Origin of the sequence: Streptomyces sp. NBC_01013, from assembly GCF_045162765.1 — a bacterium.
Classification (GTDB): Bacteria; Actinomycetota; Actinomycetes; order Streptomycetales; family Streptomycetaceae; genus Streptomyces.
The window spans coordinates 1957249-1977376 of record NZ_CP108687.1; the positions used below are offsets into that span (position 1 = coordinate 1957249).

Sequence of the window (20128 nt, forward strand, 5' to 3'; positions counted from 1 at the left end):
CGGCCTTGACGGTGCCCGTACGTGCCCGATACGCGTCCCATACGGCCGCCCGCCCCCGGACGCGGAGAAGCCGGTGGCCCGTACCCCAGGGAAGGGGTACGGGCCACCGGCCGGTGCTTACGGGGTGCGGGTCAGCGCACCTCGGTGATCTCGGGACCGCGCTGAAGGCCCGCCATGCCACCGGAGAACTTCGAGCCCTCCTGCTCCTCCTGCTGAACGCCCTCGGGAACCATCTGGGCGTCGTTGGGCAGCTTGAGGACGATCGGGTCGCGCGGGGCCATCGGGCCGTCACCGCGGACCACCACGGTGTCCCGGAAGACCGTCTCCAGGAGACCGGCGGCCTCCGGCTGCACGGCGCCCTGGCCGGAGATCACTCCGCGCAGGAACCAGCGCGGACCGTCGATGCCGACGAAACGCACCATCTGCACGCCGTTCGCGCCGTCGGGGAGCTGTACGGGGACCTGCGCGCGCAGCTCCCAGCCCAGCGGGCCCTCGACCTCGTCGATGATGCCGCCCTGCTGGGTGATGCCGGAGGCGATCTCCTCGCGGACCTCGCCCCAGATGCCCTCCTTCTTGGGGGCGGCGAAGGCCTGCAGCTGGATCGCGCTGTCGCGCAGCACGACCGTCGCGGCGACGATCGCGTCGCCCGCGACCTCTACGCGCAGCTCCATGCCCTCGACACCGGGCACGAAGATGCCGCCCAGGTCGACCCGGCCCTCGCCGGGCTCGGAGACCTCGTCGATGTCCCACGGCCCGTCCGGTCGCGGCGCCGGCGGAAGGTTCGTCCGGCGCGATCCGCTGCCGGCGTCATCGTGCTCGTCGACGACCTGCTCGGCCTCGCGCGCTTCGTCCGCCGTGTCATCGGCGGAACCACTGTTCTTGCGACGTCCGAACACGTCACTTTCCTTCCCGGTCGGATTCGACCGAAGCGTAGCTGTTCCCGCCCTGGGGAACCCCGCCCCGGACGCCATCAACATCAACGGCGGCATGACCGCCGGTGGACCCGAAGCCCCCTTCGGCCCGCGCCGAACCGGGGAGCTCCGACACTTCGTGGAAGCGCACCTTCTCGACCTGCTGCACGACCAGTTGGGCAATCCGGTCGAACCGCTCGAACCGCACGGACTCGCGCGGGTCGAGATTGATGACGATCACCTTGATCTCTCCACGGTACCCGGCATCCACCGTCCCCGGGGCATTCACCAGGGCGACTCCGCAGCGTGCGGCAAGGCCGGACCGTGGGTGCACGAACGCGGCGTACCCGTCCGGCAGGGCGATCGAAACACCGGTCGGCAGTACGGCCCGCTCGCCGGGCGCCAGCTCGGCGGCCTCGGTGGTGACCAGATCGGCTCCGGCGTCGCCGGGGTGCCCGTAGGCCGGGATCGGCACATCAGGGTCGACCCGGCGGATCAGAACGTCGACGGGGTGGCGCATCAGGGGTTCACCTCGAAGGCGCGGGCCCGCTTGACCTGGTCGGGGTCGGCCATCGCCGCCCGGATCTCGGCCGGGCGGCCGTTGTCGATGAAGTGATCGACCTTGACCTCGACGAACAGGGCCTCGGCGCGGACCGCCACGGGCCCGTCCGGGCCGCCGATCCGGCCGGTCGCCCGGGAGTAGATCTTCCGGCCGTGCACGGCGGTGATCTCGGCGTCCAGGAACAGCACGGTGTCCACCGGTACGGGGCGGACGAAGTCGGTCTCCAGCCGTCCGGTCACCGCGATCACGCGCAGCAGCCAGTTCAGCGAGCCCAGCGTCTCGTCCAGCGCGGTGGCCAGCACTCCGCCGTGGGCGAGGCCCGGGGCGCCCTGGTGGGCGGCCTGCACGGTGAACTCGGCGGTGACGCCGACGCCCTCGCCGGCCCGCGCCTGGAGGTGCAGCCCGTGCGGCTGTCCGTCGCCGCAGCCGAAACAGTGTTCGTAGTGCGCGCCGAGGAGCTCGCCGGGTGCCGGGGCGTCGGGATGCCGGACCGGTTTCACCGCGTCGGCGGGGGGCTTCAGAGCCGCAGATGTTCCACTCACAGCCGCAGACCTTACCCGCGCGGGTACCCGCCGGTCGCGCCGTGCCAAGCTTGGGTTCATGCAGCCCTCCACCCCGCCGTTCGACGAACGTCTCACCGCGCCCCGTTCGTGGTGGCTGATCGCCGCCCTGGTCGGCATCGCCTGCGCGCTGATGCTCCTGCCACTGGGCACCCTGCCGCTGCTGGCCGGACTCGCGGGCGGCACCGCACTGTCGGCGGTGGCGGTCAGTTCGTACGGCTCCGCCCGGATCCGGGTGGTGGCCGGTGCCCTCGTGGCGGGTGACGCGCGGATCCCCGTGTCGGCGCTCGGCGAGGCCGAGGTGCTGGACGCCGAGGAGGCGCGCGCCTGGCGCTCGTACAAGGCGGACACCCGGGCGTTCATGCTGCTGCGCAGCTACATCCCCACGGCGTTGCGCGTCGAGATCACGGATCCCGAGGACCCGACTCCGTACGTCTATCTGTCGACCCGCGAGCCGCAGGCACTGGCCGCGGCGCTGAAGGCGGCCACCCCGGCCTGATCGGAAGAGGGCCCTGAGCCGGGCGTCGAGTCCTGGGGCCTGTTTCGAAAGTAGCGCCGTCCGCCCGGCGGGCGGGCTAGGCGGCGTCTGGTGCGTGCGATCGCAAGGCGGAGGGTCGCCCCGCTACTGGGTCTATCGGGGTGATCCCGACAACGCGGCGAGCCTGCGTGCCAGGCGTCGCCGACCGGGCGGGACTTTCGAAACACGCCCTGGAGTCTCCGCGCCGCGCGGGGCTCTGATGCCCGCGGTCCTACGGGTTGCCGGGGCCCGCCGGGCGCTCGGGCAGGGCCGGGTAGGGGTGTGCGGGCCGTTCCAGCGGCGGCAGCTCCGGCAGGCGGTCCCAGGGGACCTGGCGCTTGCGCAGGTCCTTCCTGACCCGTTCGGCGAGTTTCCTGGTGTCGCGCCGGTTCATCATCGCGCCGACGGCGGCGCCGATCATGAACGGGATGAGGTTGGGCAGATCGCGCACCGTGCGCTTCATGATCTGCTGGCGCAGCTCGCGCTTCATCTGACCGCCGAGCGCAGCGTTGACCGTCGTGGGGTGGGCGACGTCGATGCCGCGCTCCTCCGTCCACGACGTGAGGTAGGCGGTGGAGCGCTGCGCGATGTTGCCCGGCGGGCGCAGTCCGTAGACCTCGTGCAGCTCCGCGACGAGCTTCATCTCGATCGCGGCCACACCGCTGATCTCCGCGGCCAGCTCGGCGAGCATGGCCGGCGGTACGGGCATCATGGCCGCCGCGCCGATTCCGGCGCCGACGGTCGCGGTGGCCCTGCTCGCGCCGGCGATGAGCCGGTCGGCGATCTCCTCGGGCGCCAGGCCCGGGAACTGTCTGCGCAGGGTGGCGAGGTCGCGTACAGGGACGCGGGGAGCGATATCGATAATCAGGTCGGCGATATGACCGATCGCCGCCTTGGCGCTCTCCCCGCCCTTGCGTACGCCCCGTTTCACTGACTTCAGACGGCCTGCCCCGGTCACGGGCTCCGTCCTGTCGACCTGTCCGGCCCTCTCGGCCGTGTCGACTTCCGCCGCCGCCTCAATGGCCGCGACAGCTGCTTCGACTGCTTCGAGCGAGGCCGACCGGCCCCGCTCGTCGTCGTGTTCGCCCGGCTCGGGTGGCAGGGCGGACCGCTCGGCAGGCGCTGCTACGCCCTCTGCCGGGCCTGTACCGCCCTGTTGCGCCTCCGGCCCTTCCTTGCGCCGACGGCGCCGCTTCCGGAACGGTGCGTCCCCTGCCACGGCCGACCGGACCTCAGTCGCAGTCGCGGCAGATCGGCTGGCCGTTCTTCTCGCGGGCCAGCTGACTGCGGTGGTGCACGAGGAAGCAGCTCATGCAGGTGAACTCGTCGGCCTGCTTGGGCAGGACCCGTACGGCCAGTTCTTCGTTGGACAGGTCTGCGCCGGGCAGCTCCAGTCCTTCGGCCGCGTCGAATTCGTCGACGTCGACGGCTGATGCCGTCTTGTCGCTCCGGCGAGCCTTGAGCTCTTCAAGGCTGTCCTGATCGACGTCGTCGTCGGTCTTGCGTGGGGTGTCGTAATCCGTTGCCATTGTCGCTCTCCCCCTCTGGGTGTCTGCGGTGTCTCAGCGCTCGTAACGCGTGAGAGGCCGGACTTGTGCCCGACCCGAGGCGGAGATTTTGCCTCACATCAAGGTCTGTTACTCAATCGACACCCAAAAGGACCGCTCGAGAGTGATCGGCTTGGGTGGCGATGGGGACCGTACACGGTCCCGGCGGCGTCGTTTACCGGCGCCACCCCGTGTACTTCCCGTGATATCGGGCCCCGAAAACCCGACTTTTGCCGGTTTTTCGGAGGGATCCCTGATCACGGAGCGTGGATGGGTGGAAAATCGCTCCTGTGATCGATCACACACGGCCCCTCCGGGACTGAGTCCCGAAAATTCCGCTCAAAGCGAACAAAAATAATCCGTTCGCGGCTCGCCCCGCCCGGCCTCTCAGACCGGAAGTGAGACGCGCATCACAAGACCACCGCCCTCGCGGGGCTCCGCGATGATACGGCCTCCGTGGGCGCGCGCGACGGAGCGTGCGATCGACAGGCCGAGACCGACCCCCTTGTCGCTGCCCGTCCGCTCCGTACGAAGCCGTCTGAAGGGCTCGAAGAGGTTGTCGATCTCGTAGGCCGGCACCACGGGTCCGGTGTTGGTGACGACCATCAGGGCCTGCCCGGGCATCAGCTCGGTGCTGACCTCCACCCAGCCGTCCGCCGGCACGTTGTAGCGCACCGCGTTCTGTACGAGGTTCAGCGCGATCCGCTCCAGCAGGACGCCGTTGCCCTGGACGACGGCCGGGGCCAGCTCGCTGCGCATCTCCACACCCTTGGCCTCGGCCTCACCCCGCGCCTGGTCGAGCGCACGCGAGGCCACCTCGGCCAGGTCGACGGGCTTGCGCTCGACGATCTGGTTGTCGCTGCGGGCGAGCAGCAGCAGGCCCTCCACGAGCTGCTCACTGCGTTCGTTGGTGGCCAGGAGTGTCTTGCCCAGCTGCTGGAGCTCCGGGGGCGCCTGAGGGTCGGAGAGGTGGACCTCCAGCAGGGTGCGGTTGATCGCCAGGGGGGTGCGCAGCTCGTGCGACGCGTTCCCGACGAACCGCTGCTGCGCGGTGAAGGCCCGCTCCAGCCGGTCCAGCATGTCGTCGAAGGTGTCGGCGAGCTCCTTGAGCTCGTCGTCCGGCCCGTCCAGTTCGATGCGGCGGGACAGATCGGTTCCGGCCACCCTGCGGGCGATGCGGGTGATCCGGCCCAGGGGCGAGAGCACCCGCCCCGCCATGGCGTAGCCGAAGGCGAAGGCGATGACGCTCAGCCCCACGAGGGCCAGCAGCGACCGGTTGAGGAGCGTGTCGAGCGCCTGCTGGCGCTTGTGGTTGAAGCAGGCGTTCACCGCGGCGTTGAAGTCGTCCGGGGTCGCCTTCTCCGGCAGGTTGCAGACCCCGCTGGTGACCTGCCCGTTGACGATCTTGAACGGCAGCTCACTGCCTTCGTGCAGGGCCTGGGCGGCCAGCATGTAGATGATCGAGAGCAGCAGGATGCCCGCGATCAGGAACATGCCGCCGTACAGCAGGGTGAGCCGTATCCGGATGGTCGGGCGCAGCCAGGGATACGGGGGCTCCTGCTGCTTGGGCTCCCAGGTGGGTTTGGGGGGCGCCGCCGCGGGCGGCGGGACGGTGGGCACCGGCGTCAGATCCGGTATCCGGAGCCAGGCACCGTGACGATCACCGGCGGCTCACCGAGCTTGCGCCGCAGGGTCATGACGGTCACCCGGACGACGTTGGTGAAGGGGTCGGTGTTCTCGTCCCAGGCCTTCTCCAGGAGCTGCTCGGCCGAGACGACGGCGCCCTCGCTGCGCATCAGCACCTCCAGCACCGCGAACTCCTTGGGTGCGAGCTGCACCTCCTGGTCGCCCCGGAAGACCTCACGGCGGTTGGGATCGAGCTTGATTCCCGCGCGCTCCAGGACGGGCGGCAGGGCGACCGTCGTACGGCGGCCGAGGGCCCGGACGCGCGCCGTCAGCTCGCTGAAGGCGAAGGGTTTGGGCAGGTAGTCGTCCGCACCGAGCTCCAGGCCCTCCACGCGGTCGCTGACGTCCCCGGACGCGGTGAGCATGAGCACCCGGGTAGGCATGCCCAGCTCGACGATGCGGCGGCAGACGTCATCGCCGTGCACCAGGGGGAGGTCCCGGTCGAGCACCACGACGTCGTAGTCGTTGACCTCGATGCGCTCCAGGGCCGCGGAACCGTCGTACACGACATCGACGGCCATGGCCTCACGGCGCAATCCGGTGGCCACCGCATCGGCGAGCAGTTGCTCGTCCTCCACGACGAGTACGCGCACGGTGCTTCCTTCCCTAGGACTTCACAGCAGAACTTCACTACAGAACTACACGGCGGAACTTCACGGCAGATCTCCGCCGCGATCGAGAACCGACCGGCGGAGCGTCCTCACGGACACGCTTTCGTGCCCCGGACCGCCCCTGGGCGCGGTCTGTGCGGCTCCATCCTGCCCGTAACACGTATAAACCGGCGGTAAGGCGGCGCGGCCCGACCTGCGGTTTCAGGGAATTCGGAGGATTTCCGGGCCAGTTGAGGTTTCTCTGAGGGTTGGGCCGGGGAGGACGAATTCACACCCGCGATCACGTCTTGTATGTGGCGCGCCACAGGCCCCTCCGTCCCCCGGAGAGTGCGTGATCACCCGCCCTACCGCCTCGGCGGAGGGAAACCCGGGCACACCCCCGTGCCACCGACCCACGATGAGGGGGCGCTCCATGGACGCTTTCACCGCAGGTCTGCTGCAACGCATCCAGACCACCGAGTCCGACCTCACGAAGGCCCGCGAGACGGGCGACGACTTCCTTGCGGACGTCGAGCAGGGCGAGCTGGACGACCTGCACCGCCTCGCCGCCGAGCACGGTGTTCACATCGGCGCCACAAGCGTCTGAGCCGTTACGAGAAGGCCCCGCGGATGCCGCATGGCATCCGCGGGGCCTTCTCGGTTCCGGTCGCGCCCAAAGGCCCGCTCAGCGGCTCTCGCAGGCCGTGGGAGGCGGAACGTCTCAGTCGTGCCAGGCGCCCAGCTCCTCCAGCAGGGCCTGGAGGGGTTCGAAGACCCCGGGCGCCGCGGCCACCGTCAGTCCGCCGTCGGCGGGCAGCCCGGGGCGACCGCCGGTCAGCGCGCCCGCTTCACGGGCGATGAGGTCACCGGCGGCGAGGTCCCACGGGTGGAGGCCGCGCTCGTAGTAGCCGTCGAGGCGGCCGGCGGCGACGTCACAGAGGTCGATCGCCGCGGAACCGCCGCGCCGGATGTCGCGCAACCGCGGGATCAGGACGCGCGCCACGTCCGCCTGGTGCGCGCGGACGTCGGCGACGTAGTTGAAGCCGGTCGACACGAGCGCCTGGTCCAGCGGCGGGGCAGGCCGGCAGCGCAACCGGGCGCCTTCCCCGTACGCCCCGCCCTTTGCGTACGCACCCGCACCGAGGACCGCGTGGTAGGTCTCCCCGCGCATCGGGACCTCGACCACGCCCACGATCCGCTCGCCGTCGCGCTCGGCGGCGACGGACACGGCCCACGTCGGCAGGCCGTAGAGATAGTTCACGGTGCCGTCGAGCGGGTCGATGACCCAGCGGACACCGCTGCTGCCCGCGGAGCTGGCGCCCTCCTCGCCGAGGAAGCCGTCGTGCGGACGGCGCTCGGACAGGAAGCCGGTGATCAGTTTCTCGGCGGCGATGTCCATCTCGGTGACGACGTCCACCGGGCTGGACTTGGTCGCGGCCACTCCCAGATCGGCGGGGCGTCCGTCGCGCAGCAGCGCGCCGGCGCGGCCGGCGACGTCCAGGGCCAGGTCGAGCAGTTCGGGCAGCAGGGGGTCGGTCACGGCGCTCCCAGGGGTGTGAGGGGTTACTGGTCGAATCGCTCTACGCGTACGGGCTGTCGGCGCCCGCGGCGGCCGGCTTGAGCGCCCGGGCCGGGCAGCAGCCGACCGGACAGAGGTCATGGCTCGCCCCGAGCGTCCCGAGCGCGCACCGCTCCCGGTCGAGGCCCTTTTCGGTGGCGGCCCGCTCCAGCACCAGATCGCGCACGGCCGCCGCGAACCGCGGATCGGCACCGACCGTCGCGGACCGTCGCACCATGAGTCCGAGCTCTGCCGCCTTGGCCGTGGCCTCGGTGTCGAGGTCGTAGAGGACCTCCATGTGGTCCGAGACGAACCCGATGGGTGCCATCACCACGGCGGGGACGCCATCACCGTGCAGCGACTCCAGGTGGTCGCAGATGTCGGGCTCCAGCCACGGGATGTGCGGGGCGCCGCTGCGCGACTGGTAGACGAGCTGCCAGGGGTAGGTGACACCGGTCCGGGACGCGACGGCCTCCACGACCAGCCGTGCCACGTCCAGGTGCTCACCGACGTACGCTCCGCCGTCGCCGTGCCCCTCCACGGGGCCGGAGGCATCCGCGGCCGAGGTCGGAATGGAGTGCGTGGTGAAGGCGAGGTGCGCGCGGGCCCGCACGTCCGCGGGCAGCTCGGCCAGCGAGGCGAGCACGCCGTCCACCATCGGCTCGACGAAGCCCGGGTGGTTGAAGTAGTGCCGCAGTTTGTCGACGCGCGGCACCGGCAGCCCCTCGGCCTCCAGGGCGGCCAGTGACTCGGCGAGGTTCTCGCGGTACTGACGGCAGCCGGAGTACGAGGCGTAGGCACTGGTCGCCAGGACGGCGATGCGGCGGTGCCCGTCCTGCGTCATCTCGCGCAGGGTGTCGGTCAGACAGGGCGCCCAGTTGCGGTTGCCCCAGTACACCGGCAGATCGAGCCCGTGGTCCGCGAAGTCCTTGCGCAGCGCGCCCAGCAGCGCCCGGTTCTGCGCGTTGATCGGGCTGACACCGCCGAAGAGGAAGTAGTGCTTGCCGACTTCCTTCAGCCGCTCCTCGGGGATTCCCCGGCCGCGGGTCACGTTCGCCAGGAACGGAACCACGTCGTCCGGGCCTTCGGGGCCACCGAAGGAGAGCAGCAGCAGGGCGTCGTAGGGAGCGGGATCGCGCAGATCGGACATGACATCGATCCTGCCACCCCCCTGCCTCCCGGATCCCACCGACACCTGCCGCCCGCCCCGGGGCCCGTTTCCGGGGGCGGCGGGGAGCCGGTTCCCGCTGCGGGGCCATCCGCAGCGCACGTAAGCTGTATCGGCCACGTTCACCCCTGACACCGCGTGTGGCCAGGTCGTATCGGAGTCACCCTTGCCCAGTCCCTACCGCGCGATCTTCGCGGCCCCCGGCACCAAGGGGTTCTCCTCGGCCGGTTTCTTCGGCCGGATGCCGCTGTCCATGATGGCCATCGGCGTGGTGACCATGATTTCCCAGCTGACCGGCCGGTACGGACTGGCGGGCGCGCTCTCCGCGACGCTCGCGATGTCGGCCGCGGTGGTCGGACCACAGGTGTCCAGGCTGGTCGACCGGTACGGACAGCGCCGGGTGCTGCGTCCGGTGACGCTCGTCGCTCTGGCGGCCGTGGCCGGACTGCTGGTCTGCGCGCAGCAGCGGCTGCCCGACTGGACGCTCTTCGTCTTCGCGGCGGGAGCCGGCTGCGTGCCCGGTGTCGGGTCGATGGTCCGGGCGCGCTGGGCGGAGATCTACCGGGGCTCGGCGCGGCAGTTGCACACCGCGTACGCGTGGGAGTCGATCGTCGACGAGGTCTGCTTCATCTTCGGCCCGATCGTCTCCATCGGGCTCTCCACCGCCTGGTTCCCGGAGGCCGGTCCCCTGCTCGCCGCCGGGTTCCTGCTGGTCGGGGTGTTCTGGCTGACCGCGCAGCGGGCCACGGAGCCGGTGCCGCACCCGCACGCCCGGCATACCACCGGCTCCGCGCTGGGGTCGCGCGGGCTGCAGGTGCTCGTGGTCACCTTCGTGGCTACCGGGGCGATCTTCGGAGCGGTGGACGTGGTGACCGTGGCCTTCGCCGAGGAACAGGGGCACAAGGCCGCGGCGAGCCTCGTGCTGGCCGTATACGCGCTCGGGTCCTGTCTCGCCGGAGCGGTCTTCGGCCTGTTGCACCTCAAGGGCCGGCCGTCCACCCGGTGGCTGGTGGGAGTGTGTGCGATGGCCGTGAGTATGATCCCCCTCCAACTGGCCGGGAGCCTGCCGTTCCTGGCCGTGGCGCTCTTTGTCGCGGGCCTTGCCATCGCACCGACGATGGTCACCACCATGGCCCTCGTCGAACAGCACGTACCGCGCACCAGACTGACCGAGGGCATGACCTGGACCAGCACCGGGCTCGCCGTAGGCGTGGCGCTCGGCTCCTCGGCCGCGGGCTGGGTGGTCGACGCGTCCGGGGCGAAGGCGGGGTACGCGGTGCCCGCCGTTGCGGGAGTGCTCGCGGCCGCGGCGGCGTTCCTGGGGTACCGCCGGCTCAGAGGGCCGGTTCCTACGGAAGGGCGCGGGGAAGATGACCGACACCTACGCACGGACGACGACGAGCGCGTGGCGTAACTGGGCGGGCAACGTCACCGCCCGCCCGGCACGGGCCGTGTCCCCCGCCTCCGTGGACGAACTCGCCGAGGCGCTGCGCAGGGCATCCGAGGACGGCCTGAAGGTGAAGCCGGTCGGCACCGGCCATTCGTTCACCGCCACCGCCGCCACCGACGGGTTGCTGATCCGCCCCGATCTGCTCACCGGCATACGGGAGATCGACCGGGTGGCGATGACGGTGACCGTCGAGGCCGGCACGCCGCTGAAGCGGCTCAACACCGCGCTGGCCCGCGAGGGACTCTCGCTCACCAACATGGGCGACATCATGGAGCAGACGGTGGCCGGGGCCACGTCGACCGGCACCCATGGCACCGGCCGCGACTCGGCGTCCATATCCGCGCAGATCCGCGCCCTGGAACTGGTCACCGCCGACGGCACGGTGCTGACCTGTTCGGAGACCGAGAATCCCGAGATCTTCGCCGTCGCCCGGATCGGGCTCGGAGCGCTGGGCGTCATCACGGCCATCACCTTCGCCGTGGAGCCGGTCTTCCTGCTGACCGCCCGTGAGGAGCCGATGACCTTCGACAAGGTCACGGCAGACTTCGATCAGCTGGTGACCGAGAACGAACACTTCGAGTTCTACTGGTTCCCGCACACAGGGAACTGCAACACCAAGCGCAACAACCGGAGCGCGGGCCCCGCGGCGCCGCCCGGGAAGGTGAGCGGCTGGATCGAGGACGAGCTCCTCTCCAACGGCGTCTTCCAGGTCGCCTGCTCGCTCGGCCGGGCGGTCCCGGCCATGATTCCGTCGATCGCCAAGCTGTCCAGCAGGGCCCTTTCGGCGCGCACGTACACCGACATCCCCTTCAGGGTCTTCACGAGCCCGCGCCGGGTGCGGTTCGTGGAGATGGAGTACGCCCTGCCGCGCGAGGCCGCGGTGGAGGCGTTGCGCGAGGTCAAGGCGATGGTGGAGCGTTCCCCCCTGCGGATCAGTTTCCCCGTGGAGGTGCGCACCGCCCCCGCGGACGACATCGCACTGTCCACGGCCTCGGGCCGGGAGAGCGCGTACATCGCCGTCCATCTGTACCGGGGGACGCCCTACCAGGCGTACTTCACGGCGGTGGAGCGAATCATGACCGCGCACGGCGGTCGTCCGCACTGGGGCAAGGTCAACACCCGTGACGCCGAGTACCTGGCCGGGGTGTATCCGCGCTTCGGCGAGTTCACGGCCGTACGGGACCGACTGGACCCGGACCGGCTCTTCGCCAACGACTACCTGCGGCGGGTCCTGGGCGACTGACCTCGTGTCCCGCTGCGACGACATCGGCCTCCGCCCTGGTGGGGGCGGAGGCCGATGTCGTCGCGGCCGGGGAGGGGCCGCGTCCACTCACTCGCCGGTGTCCGGTCCGGCCGGCGCGTTGTCCTCCTGTGCCGGAGCGCTGCCACTGGCCGTCGGGCCGGGGGCGGAGCTGCTGCCGTCGCCGGTGGCCGTCGGTGTCGGCGCGGTCGTCGGAGCCGTTCCGTCCCCGGCGGAGGCCGACGGGGTGGGGGTGGGCGTCGGGTCGACCGTGGAGCCGCTGCTGCGGTCCGGGTCCGGGTCGGCGCTCTTCCCGTCCTGAGGGTCGGCGCCGGGGGCCGTCCCGTTGTCCTCGCCGGGCGCCGTGCCGTCCCGCTCGGGCCCGGTGCTGGAGGACGGCGCCGGGTCCGAGGAGCCCGAGCCCCGCTCGCCGCGCACGACGGAGCCGACGGTGGTTCCGTGGCCGCCGCTCAGGTCGCTGCCGGAGACCAGCTCGAACGTGGTGATCCCGATCATCGAGACGACGAACACCACGGCGGCCCCGAGGGCCGAGCGCTTCCAGCCGCGGATCCGGGTGCCGTGGGTCGTCGCGTGCGAGAACTCGTCGTCCGGCACCGGGGCGGCCGTGAGCCGCCGGGTCCCGTCCGACGACTCGGTCGACCGCGTGCGCTCCCGGTCGGCGTTCACCGTCCGCAACACGGTGGTGGCGTCCACCCGTCGCAACATCGTCGTGGCGTCCAACGGCCGCAGGACCGCTGTGGCGTCGGCGTCCTCCGAGCCACCGTTCCTGGGCACGTCCGCAGCGTTCACCTGCCGCAGGACGGTCGTGGCATCCAGCGGTCGCAGCATCGCGGTGGCATCGGCGGACCCCTCGGCCTCCCGCAGGGCCACCCGCCTCTCGGCCGTCTCCCACGGCGCGTCCGGGTCCCCGCCGTCGCGCGTCTGGCGCGTATGAACCGTCACCTCGCGGCCCGGGTGCTTCACCTGGACCGTCACCTCGCGGATCTGCTCGCCCGTGCGACGGAAGAAGTGCTGGAAGACCGAGCCGCCGCACGTGGCGACGATGCTCATCACCCCGGCGCCGAGAATCGTCCCGTACACGCCCAGTTGGGAGGCCGCCACCGCCGCCGCGACCGCCGCCACAGCGCTGCCCGCCACCTGGGGCAGGCTCAGATCTATCCGCCTTTCTCTGGGTTCTATGTCACTTTCCGGCTTCTGCACCATTTCCAGCCCTTGATCGACATCTCTCCCACCATGCACCAACAAGGGACATATGAGCGAAGTGGATAGTTCCGAATACGGCGATTCTGTGAAGGAGGACACGCATTGCGGGCATCCCACCTTCAAGTGGGTATCTCAACTCCCGCGCCTCACGAGAAGTTCGGCGGCGCGGCGGTCCACCCCCATGGCCCGAATGGAGTACTGTGGCGAGCCCTGGGGCCGGACTCCCGCACGGAAGTCCGGAACCTTCGGGAGGGGGCCGAAGGAGGCACTCGATCCGGCGGCGCCGCGGCATCGCACGGAGGCCGGCTACGCGGAGTGACCATCGGTCACTTTGTGTTGCGCAAGAGGTCACCGTGTCACACCGGCGATCAAGGGCTCACGCCCGACACGCCGGGCAACACGGCAATGTTGTGGCAGGCTGCACCCGGGCAGGCCACACTCGACTAGCGGAAGCAGCGACGCACGTGACGTCGGCAGGCACCACCCGGGAGGTTCCCATGCCCGAACTGCGTGTCGTGGCCGTCTCCAACGACGGCACACGACTGGTGCTCAAGGCTGCCGACAGCACGGAGTACACACTTCCGATCGACGAGCGGCTGCGAGCCGCCGTGCGCAACGACCGCGCACGGCTCGGCCAGATCGAGATCGAGGTGGAGAGCCACCTCCGCCCCCGCGACATCCAGGCCCGGATACGGGCCGGCGCCTCCGCGGAGGAGGTCGCTCAGTTCGCCGGCATTCCGGTCGACCGCGTCCGCCGCTTCGAGGGCCCCGTTCTCGCGGAGCGCGCCTTCATGGCCGAGCGGGCCCGGAAGACTCCGGTACGCCGCCCCGGCGAGAACACGGGCCCCCAGCTCGGCGAGGCGGTACAGGAGCGCCTGCTGCTGCGCGGCGCCGACAAGGAGACCGTCCAGTGGGACTCGTGGCGTCGCGACGACGGCACCTGGGAGGTCCTCCTGGTGTACCGCGTCGCCGGCGAGCCGCACTCGGCGAGCTGGACCTACGACCCGCCGCGGCGGCTGGTCCAGGCCGTCGACGACGAGGCCCGCTCGCTGATCGGCGAGACCGACGATGTCGCCGCGCCCGAGCCCAGCTTCCCGTTCGTCCCGCGGATCGCCCGGCTGCCGCGCGACCGGCCGCTGGACCGCGCCCTCGACCGCCAGATGGAACGTCCCGCACCCCCTCCGCCCCCGGAGCCGGAGGAGCGCATCGGCGGGGTCACCGCGAGCGAGCGGGACTCACTCACCAGCCTGCTGGAAGCGGTACCGAGCTTCCGCGGCGACATGGTCGTACCGGAACGCCCGGCACCGCCCGAGCCTCCGGCGCTCGAACCCGCCGCCCACGAGCCGGAGGCGGAGGAGCCGCCGGCTCCCGCGGCCTCCGCGGGCGCGGGTTCCGCCTACGCGGACGTCCTGATGCCGCGCGCGGTCGCGGGCCATCGAGACCGGCTCACCGGGACCACGGACCGGCAGGCGGAGGCGGACGGGGTCCGGCCCGGCCGCCGGGCGGCGGTCCCGAGCTGGGACGAGATCGTCTTCGGCACCCGCCGCAAGAAGCAGGACTGAAGGCCCGGGTGACAGCAGCATGACGAGGGCCCGTACGCAGCCGCGTACGGGCCCTCGTGCGCTGTCCCTCCGCGACCCACGACCCAGGCACGGCCAGGCGGCTCCCCTCCTGCGCGGAACCCCTGGTGCGCCCCGCCAATTCGCTCGCACATTCGGATGCGGTGATGATGGGCTTCATGCGTGCCGTCCTCGCAAAGAGGCCGACACACTCACAGCAACACCAAAACGGGATGTACCACCACAAACCGGAACTCCTCTGTCGAGATCACGGGAAAAGCGGCGCGGCCGGGACGCATCACGCGCCAGGTGGTGCAAGCATCTGCACGGGGCGTACACATCCCGTACCGCACAACGGCGCGCCGGCCCCGTTCCCCCGTACGACCACCACGATGGTCCGAGGAGAGTGTGACGATGACCGAGGCTGCCGCTCGGCGTACACCCGGAACACCTTGCTGGGTGAGCCTGATCGTGCACGGCCTGCACACGACCCAGAACTTCTATGCCGAACTGTTCGGCTGGGAGTTCGGCCCCGGCCCCGAGCAGCTCGGCCCGTACGTCCGGGCACTGATCGACGGGAAGGAGGTCGCGGGCATCGGACAGCTGCCGCCCGACCGGCATCTCCCGATCGCCTGGACGACCTATCTGGCCACCGACGACGCCGACCTCACCGCGGAGACGATCCGCGCATGCGGCGGCACGGTCGGCGTCGGGCCGCTCGACGCCGGGGACGCGGGCCGCATGGCCATCGCCTCCGACCCGAGCGGCGCCGTGTTCGGGATCTGGCAGGCGGCCGAGCACATCGGCACCGAACTGGCGGGCGCGCCGGGCGCCCCGGTCTGGAACGAGCTGGTGACCCGGGAGACGGCGACGGTCGCCAAGTTCTACCAGGCGGTCTTCGGCTACGAGACCGAAGCGATCGTCTCGGCCGACTTCGACTACCAGACCCTCCACCTGGACGGACACCCGGTGGCCTCCCTGCACGGCGTCGGCCATGCCCTGCCGCGCGACCGGGGCCCGCACTGGATGACGTACTTCGAGGTCGACGACACCGACGAGGCCGCACGGCGCGTGGTGGAGCTCGGCGGGCACATCCTGCAGCCGCCCAGGGAGGGGTCCAGCGGCAGGGTGGCCACGGTCGCGGACCCGGAGGGCGCGGCATTCACGATCGTCCGGTCGGCCGGTCGCTGAGCAGGGCCTGCGAGCGACGGTGCGAGGGCCGGCGCAGACGGTGTCGATGACGGCGGCGCCGGTGCGTGCTGCCGCTGCACCCTGCGGCGGCGGCACGGGACTTCGAAGGGCTTGACCGCCTTGCCCACCAGCCGCCCGACCCCCCGGGGGACGGCGGCTCGTTTCGCTCGTTACGGCACCGGGCAACTCATCCCGCCGCGAGACGATCCCACGACAGCCCAACCGGACACAGCTCGGCGGCCGGCCGCTCCTGGCCCTCCTCGATGTCCGCCCTGAACCCGCGCACCTCCCCTTTCTGCCCCATCCGCCCCACCCCCTCGGTCATCACCCGTTCAGCTCAACGAGACGGCCAGGACGGGGACAACGAGCGTGTGGCAATTGCCCGGTGCCACACGCCACCTGGCGGCAGCAGCACCAGAACAGAGCCGGGCAGACGGAGAGGATCGGCACGGCTGCTGTCCGGGAGCTGTCTCAAACGGGTGGCGTCCCGTGGGCGAGCCTCATAGCTTGTGCGTTCGTGACTGATGATCCGAAGGGGCGCCCGAACCGCCAGGACCTCGGCAAGGTGTTCAACGAGGTGTCGGAGCTCTACGACCGGGTCCGCCCCGGCTACCCCGACGAACTGTTCGTGGACCTTGGCGCCGTCACCGGCATGGACGAGAGGTCGTCGGTGCTGGAAGTGGGCTGCGGCACCGGTCAGGCGACGCGCTCGCCGGCAGCGCTCGGATGCTCGGTGACCGCCGTCGAGCCGGGCGAAGAGATGGCCGCACTCGCCCGCCGGCGTACCGCCGCCTTCGGCAACGTCGAGGTCGAGACGTCCACGTTCGAGGAGTGGGACGACCGAGGCCGACGCTTCGATGTCCTCGTGGCCGCGTCGTCATGGCACTGGGTCGACCCGTCGATCGGCTGGCAGCGGGCGCACGACGTGCTCTGCTCCGGAGGTTGGACGGCGCTGCTCGGCAACGTCGTTGTCCGCCGGCCGGGAGAGCCGGAGGTGTACGCAGAGACCGCCGATCTCCACGAGCGGTTCTGCCCCGGAAACCCCGACTGGGGGCATCCGCCGCTGGAGGACGATGCACGCGCCCCTCATGGAGGGTGGGGCACGGTCGACGATCCCGGAGAATTGTTCGGCCCGACGACCGTGCGCCGGTACCCGAGCGTTCAGTGGTTCAACGGGGACGACTTCGCTGATCACCTTCGCTCGTTGTCGCTGTACCGGAGGCTCGACCGCGATGTCCGTGAGCCCCTGCTCGACGCTGTCGCCGAGCGCATCCGCACGCGGATGGGCGACCGGGCATCACGCCGTTACCTGAGCGTCCTCCGCGTCGGACAGCGCACCGAGTGAGGCCGGCGGCGAACGAACCCACCGCGCGCTTGCACGGGGCAACCGGAGGGGAGCACAACTGCGGGATTCCTTCCCTGCCCTGGAGCGGCCTTCGATCACGCCACCTCGGAAGCGGAGCTTGTCCTCGGCTACCGGACTCCGACCGACGAGACCGCCGCCCGGCCGGTGACGGAGCCGGCGGAAGCCGGCGTCGACATGCGCCCCTGACGATCACGTGTGCTGTTCACCCGGGGCGGTCCGGCCGTCGTCTCACACGACCGATGCCCGGAAGGGATCAGTGGGAATGATCTCCGCCTCGTCGAAGAGCTGCTCCAACGCCTCGTGCCCGCGATGCCTGCGGAACTCGATTTCGGCGGCCGTCACGGGCAAGGCCCACAGGATGCGGGCGTGCCCCCGGGGCAGCGGACAGTGTTCGAGGTCAGGTCCGTGGAGATAGGGCAGGCTGATCAGCAGGTGGTCGCAGGCCGAACCCGGCACCCATGGTTCACCGATCGGCATGCTGTGTTGCAGGTCGAGCGGGTGCCCACCGCAGTGGTAATAGGCGATCATGGCCATGAGGTCGATGAACCGCTGGTCGCGGACGAGGGCGGTCATGACGAACTCGAGCCCGTGCCCCTCCTTCTCCCTCGCGCCCCAGCACCCCGCGGTGACATAGGCCCAGCCGTCGCTGCGAGGGCCTGGCGCCACCACGAGAACGCGCAGCCCGGCTACGGCTTCTCGCCGATCCGGCCCGAGGTCGTACTCGACGACCTCGACGGAGTGCCCTGCGAAGAACGCCCGCACATGTGACTCGATGGCGTCCACGGGCGGCAGCTTCACGTCACTCACCTGCCGATCATTCCAGACCCCGGTCAGCCCTCCTTCCCCCAGCGTCGTGATCCATGGCCTCATCCGCGCCACCTCGGCATGCGGAACTGCGCACTCCTTCACGCCGTCCCGACCGCGCCGGCCACGACCGCCGCCGCCCCCATGAGCAGCAGGGCGATCACGAAGGCGACGCTCCTCGCGCCGGACCGGCGGTCGGCCGCGCGGTCGGGTGTGCAGACGGACGGGTCGGTGGGGGCGTAGTGGATGGTCAGGGTTCAGTGGAGGGAGTGGCCGGGGTCGGGTATGTGCTCATGGGTCAGGACGGTGACGTGCGTGCCCTCGCGGGTGATGAACGTGACGACGGGGGTGTGGACGACGATGTCCCCGGCCTCGGCATCGGCGTAGACATGCGTGCGGACGGCCACGACCTCCGCCGGGACGGCGACCGCCGAGTCCAGCAGGGCGTTGCGGGCGCGCACCGTGCGGATGTCGGGGCTGCGCGCAGCGGCAGCGGTCAGCAGGGCACCGAAGGCGAGCAGTGCGCACGGGTATCCCCAGCGGACGGTCGCGTGGACCGCCAGCCCGATGAGCAGCACCATGACCGCGCAGTCGGGGCCGTGGCGTCCGTTCTTCTCGCCCATGACGTCGAGCACGACGGCGAACCGGTGCGGTCGGCCGGGCGGGTAGCGCACCTCGAACTCCCGGCCCACCCAGGCTTCGTTGATCGGGTCGCCGTGCTTTCCGGCGTTCGACAGGGTGAACTCCTGCCCGGTGGCCGGGTCCTGGAACGTGATCGTCACCGGTATGCCGGGCCACTCGGAAGGGCCGTGGGCCGGCTGTCCCACCGCCACGACTCTCGCCTTCACCCATGTCGCGCGCTGGGCCCGGGTCACCCCGGCGAGTGAGCGACCGTAGCCGAGCACGGCCAGTCCGCTGGGCACCAACCACCAGATCTCCCACATCTCCTGGCCATTCATCAGAGATCCACCCGGAACAGGCCGTCGACCGGATCGACGACGGCGTCGATCCGCAGGCCCACGCGGAGGCCGGGATGGTTGCTGCCGTGCCAGGTCGTCTCGAACGTCCGGAACCCCGGTCCGCTGACCCGCAGACCGACCGCCACTCCGGGCGTCTCTCCGTCCCGGTCGACGTCGGTCGGTCCGGCGATCTCCGCAGTCGCCGGAACCCCGACGGCGTCGAGCCGGCTGTTCTGTTTCCGCTCGGTGACGGTGTGGCCCCAGAGCCCCAGGCCCAAGGGCGGGAAGACCACCGTGAACACCGTGCCGATGATCAGGAGGTCCGCCCCGGTGAAGACGTAGAAGCCCGCCATGACCGGTCCGCACAGACACATCAGGGCGGCCACTTCGTACTGCCCACGGCCGGTGCCGGATATCCGCGTCCACTGGATCCCGCCCCCGTCGTCGCCCATGTCAGCGCTCGGGTCTCTCGGCCGCGCTCCGCGCCGGCTGTTGCGCCAGTGCCTCAAGGGCGGGGCGCAGGTGGGCGTCGCTCGGGGTGGAGTGGCGTCTGCCGTGCCGGGAGACGATCGGCGGTCTTCGCTGCCGGCCGTGGCGGGGCTCCGGGCGCGGCCGGTCCCGAAGGTGGTTCCTGGCGTCGTCGACGTCACCGCGAACTTCCGGACCGGCGGCCTGTCGGTCGCGGCCCTCCAGCTCCCGGCCGCCAGTGGAAGGCAGGTGGTGTTCGTCCGCCGATTCCTCGTACGGCGATGGCGACGTCACGGGGTCACGCCGTCCCCGGCGTAGAGGTAGCCACCCGGGCGGGCGGGGTCGGCGATCAGCAGTACCTGGTCGCCGGCGCGGGGGATACGCAGCTTGGAGACGATGGTCCGCAGGGTGATCCGTCCGGTGGTTCCGGCCGGCTGGAGGACCAGATCGACGATCGGGTCGAAGTTGACGAGCCGTCCGGTGTCGCTGATCGACTCGACAAGGGCGGGGGTGGTCGGCGCCCCCGTGGCGAGCAACTGCTGGACGTCGTGGCTGGACTGGTACGCACCGATCGAGTGCTGGACCTTGGCGAAGTCCTCCGCGCCGAGGAACGCGCGCGTGGTGCGCCCGTAGAAGCCCTTGCCACTCGCCACCTTGCCGGCGATCTCGGCGGCCCGCTCCTCGCGGTTCTTGCCCCGCTTCCCGAAGATTCCCATGACTGCTGCTCCTTGTGGTGATGAACGGATGCCCGGTGCAGTGCACGAGGGG

21 protein-coding genes are annotated in these 20128 nt (G+C 70.9%); 7 read left to right on the forward strand and 14 right to left on the reverse strand.

The window, feature by feature from the left end:
* Nucleotides 1-131: 131 nt before the first annotated feature.
* The 3 genes from OG538_RS08350 to OG538_RS08360 are packed head-to-tail and all read right to left on the reverse strand — an operon-like array spanning nt 132 to nt 2015.
* Nucleotides 132-896: a DUF3710 domain-containing protein gene (locus OG538_RS08350; protein WP_406091658.1), complete on the reverse strand. Its 765-nt coding sequence runs from the start codon at nt 894-896 to the stop codon at nt 132-134.
* Nucleotide 897: 1 nt separating this feature from the next.
* A complete protein-coding gene (gene dut, locus OG538_RS08355) occupies nt 898-1431 on the reverse strand; it encodes a dUTP diphosphatase (protein WP_385279983.1) in 534 nt (177 codons plus the stop codon).
* On the reverse strand, nt 1431-2015 hold the full coding sequence (locus tag OG538_RS08360) for a PaaI family thioesterase (protein ID WP_406091661.1): 585 nt from the start codon (nt 2013-2015) through the stop codon (nt 1431-1433). Before OG538_RS08360 ends, dut begins: the two co-directional genes overlap by 1 nt.
* A gap of 58 nt (nt 2016-2073) precedes the next feature.
* On the opposite strand from OG538_RS08360, the gene OG538_RS08365 reads away from it, so the two are divergent.
* Entirely contained in the window at nt 2074-2532 is a 459-nt protein-coding gene (locus OG538_RS08365) for a DUF3093 domain-containing protein (protein WP_406091663.1), read from the forward strand.
* Nucleotides 2533-2782: 250 nt separating this feature from the next.
* Here the strand turns inward: OG538_RS08365 and OG538_RS08370 are convergent, their stop codons facing one another.
* From OG538_RS08370 to OG538_RS08385, 4 genes are all read right to left on the reverse strand, one after another.
* Complete coding sequence (locus OG538_RS08370; RefSeq protein ID WP_406091665.1) at nt 2783-3769, reverse strand: hypothetical protein; 987 nt, start codon at nt 3767-3769, stop codon at nt 2783-2785.
* Nucleotides 3770-3782: 13 nt separating this feature from the next.
* Nucleotides 3783-4079, reverse strand: coding sequence for a DUF4193 domain-containing protein (locus tag OG538_RS08375; RefSeq protein WP_003965732.1), 297 nt, complete (start codon nt 4077-4079; stop codon nt 3783-3785).
* Between the two features lie 405 nt (nt 4080-4484).
* Nucleotides 4485-5717, reverse strand: coding sequence for a sensor histidine kinase (locus OG538_RS08380; RefSeq protein WP_406091667.1), 1233 nt, complete (start codon nt 5715-5717; stop codon nt 4485-4487).
* 5 nt (nt 5718-5722) lie between these two features.
* Nucleotides 5723-6376, reverse strand: a complete 654-nt coding sequence (locus OG538_RS08385; protein ID WP_406091669.1) for a response regulator transcription factor — start codon at nt 6374-6376, stop codon at nt 5723-5725.
* 430 nt (nt 6377-6806) lie between these two features.
* Here OG538_RS08385 and OG538_RS08390 point away from each other — a divergent pair, with 430 nt between their 5' ends.
* Nucleotides 6807-6980, forward strand: a complete 174-nt coding sequence (locus OG538_RS08390; RefSeq protein WP_187285335.1) for a hypothetical protein — start codon at nt 6807-6809, stop codon at nt 6978-6980.
* Nucleotides 6981-7094: 114 nt separating this feature from the next.
* Here OG538_RS08390 and OG538_RS08395 read toward each other — a convergent pair whose 3' ends face one another.
* Both OG538_RS08395 and OG538_RS08400 read right to left on the reverse strand, forming a co-directional pair.
* Nucleotides 7095-7913 (reverse strand): inositol monophosphatase family protein, encoded by an 819-nt coding sequence (locus tag OG538_RS08395; protein ID WP_406091671.1) that lies wholly within the window; start codon nt 7911-7913, stop codon nt 7095-7097.
* Nucleotides 7914-7953: 40 nt separating this feature from the next.
* On the reverse strand, nt 7954-9081 hold the full coding sequence (locus tag OG538_RS08400) for a ferrochelatase (protein ID WP_406091673.1): 1128 nt from the start codon (nt 9079-9081) through the stop codon (nt 7954-7956).
* Between the two features lie 184 nt (nt 9082-9265).
* Between OG538_RS08400 and OG538_RS08405 the strand changes: the two genes are divergently transcribed.
* Together OG538_RS08405 and OG538_RS08410 are read left to right on the forward strand one after the other, a co-directional pair.
* On the forward strand, nt 9266-10513 hold the full coding sequence (locus OG538_RS08405) for an MFS transporter (protein ID WP_406091675.1): 1248 nt from the start codon (nt 9266-9268) through the stop codon (nt 10511-10513).
* Complete coding sequence (locus tag OG538_RS08410) at nt 10470-11792, forward strand: D-arabinono-1,4-lactone oxidase (protein ID WP_406091677.1); 1323 nt, start codon at nt 10470-10472, stop codon at nt 11790-11792. The genes OG538_RS08405 and OG538_RS08410 overlap by 44 nt, the downstream gene beginning before the upstream one ends.
* Before the next feature lie 87 nt (nt 11793-11879).
* Here the strand turns inward: OG538_RS08410 and OG538_RS08415 are convergent, their stop codons facing one another.
* Nucleotides 11880-13013, reverse strand: a complete 1134-nt coding sequence (locus OG538_RS08415; protein WP_406091679.1) for a hypothetical protein — start codon at nt 13011-13013, stop codon at nt 11880-11882.
* Nucleotides 13014-13510: 497 nt separating this feature from the next.
* Here OG538_RS08415 and sepH point away from each other — a divergent pair, with 497 nt between their 5' ends.
* The 3 genes from sepH (at nt 13511) to OG538_RS08430 (ending at nt 17108) form a co-directional block, all read left to right on the forward strand.
* A complete protein-coding gene (sepH, locus tag OG538_RS08420) occupies nt 13511-14575 on the forward strand; it encodes a septation protein SepH (RefSeq protein WP_406091681.1) in 1065 nt (354 codons plus the stop codon).
* Nucleotides 14576-14986: 411 nt separating this feature from the next.
* A complete protein-coding gene (locus OG538_RS08425) occupies nt 14987-15763 on the forward strand; it encodes a VOC family protein (RefSeq protein ID WP_406091683.1) in 777 nt (258 codons plus the stop codon).
* Between the two features lie 517 nt (nt 15764-16280).
* Nucleotides 16281-17108 (forward strand): class I SAM-dependent methyltransferase, encoded by an 828-nt coding sequence (locus tag OG538_RS08430; RefSeq protein ID WP_406091685.1) that lies wholly within the window; start codon nt 16281-16283, stop codon nt 17106-17108.
* A gap of 249 nt (nt 17109-17357) precedes the next feature.
* On the opposite strand, the gene OG538_RS08435 is transcribed toward OG538_RS08430, so the two are convergent.
* The 4 genes from OG538_RS08435 to OG538_RS08450 all read right to left on the reverse strand — a co-directional run bounded on the left by OG538_RS08435 (nt 17358) and on the right by OG538_RS08450 (nt 20076).
* Nucleotides 17358-17936, reverse strand: a complete 579-nt coding sequence (locus OG538_RS08435) for a suppressor of fused domain protein (protein ID WP_406091687.1) — start codon at nt 17934-17936, stop codon at nt 17358-17360.
* A 254-nt stretch (nt 17937-18190) separates the two neighbouring features.
* A complete protein-coding gene (locus OG538_RS08440) occupies nt 18191-18892 on the reverse strand; it encodes a DUF3592 domain-containing protein (RefSeq protein ID WP_406091689.1) in 702 nt (233 codons plus the stop codon).
* Nucleotides 18892-19344: a hypothetical protein gene (locus tag OG538_RS08445; protein WP_406091691.1), complete on the reverse strand. Its 453-nt coding sequence runs from the start codon at nt 19342-19344 to the stop codon at nt 18892-18894. The genes OG538_RS08440 and OG538_RS08445 overlap by 1 nt, the downstream gene beginning before the upstream one ends.
* 306 nt (nt 19345-19650) lie before the next feature.
* The gene (locus OG538_RS08450; RefSeq protein WP_406091693.1) at nt 19651-20076 is read right to left on the reverse strand and encodes a hypothetical protein; all 426 of its coding nucleotides are present in this window, start codon (nt 20074-20076) and stop codon (nt 19651-19653) included.
* Nucleotides 20077-20128: the final 52 nt, after the last annotated feature.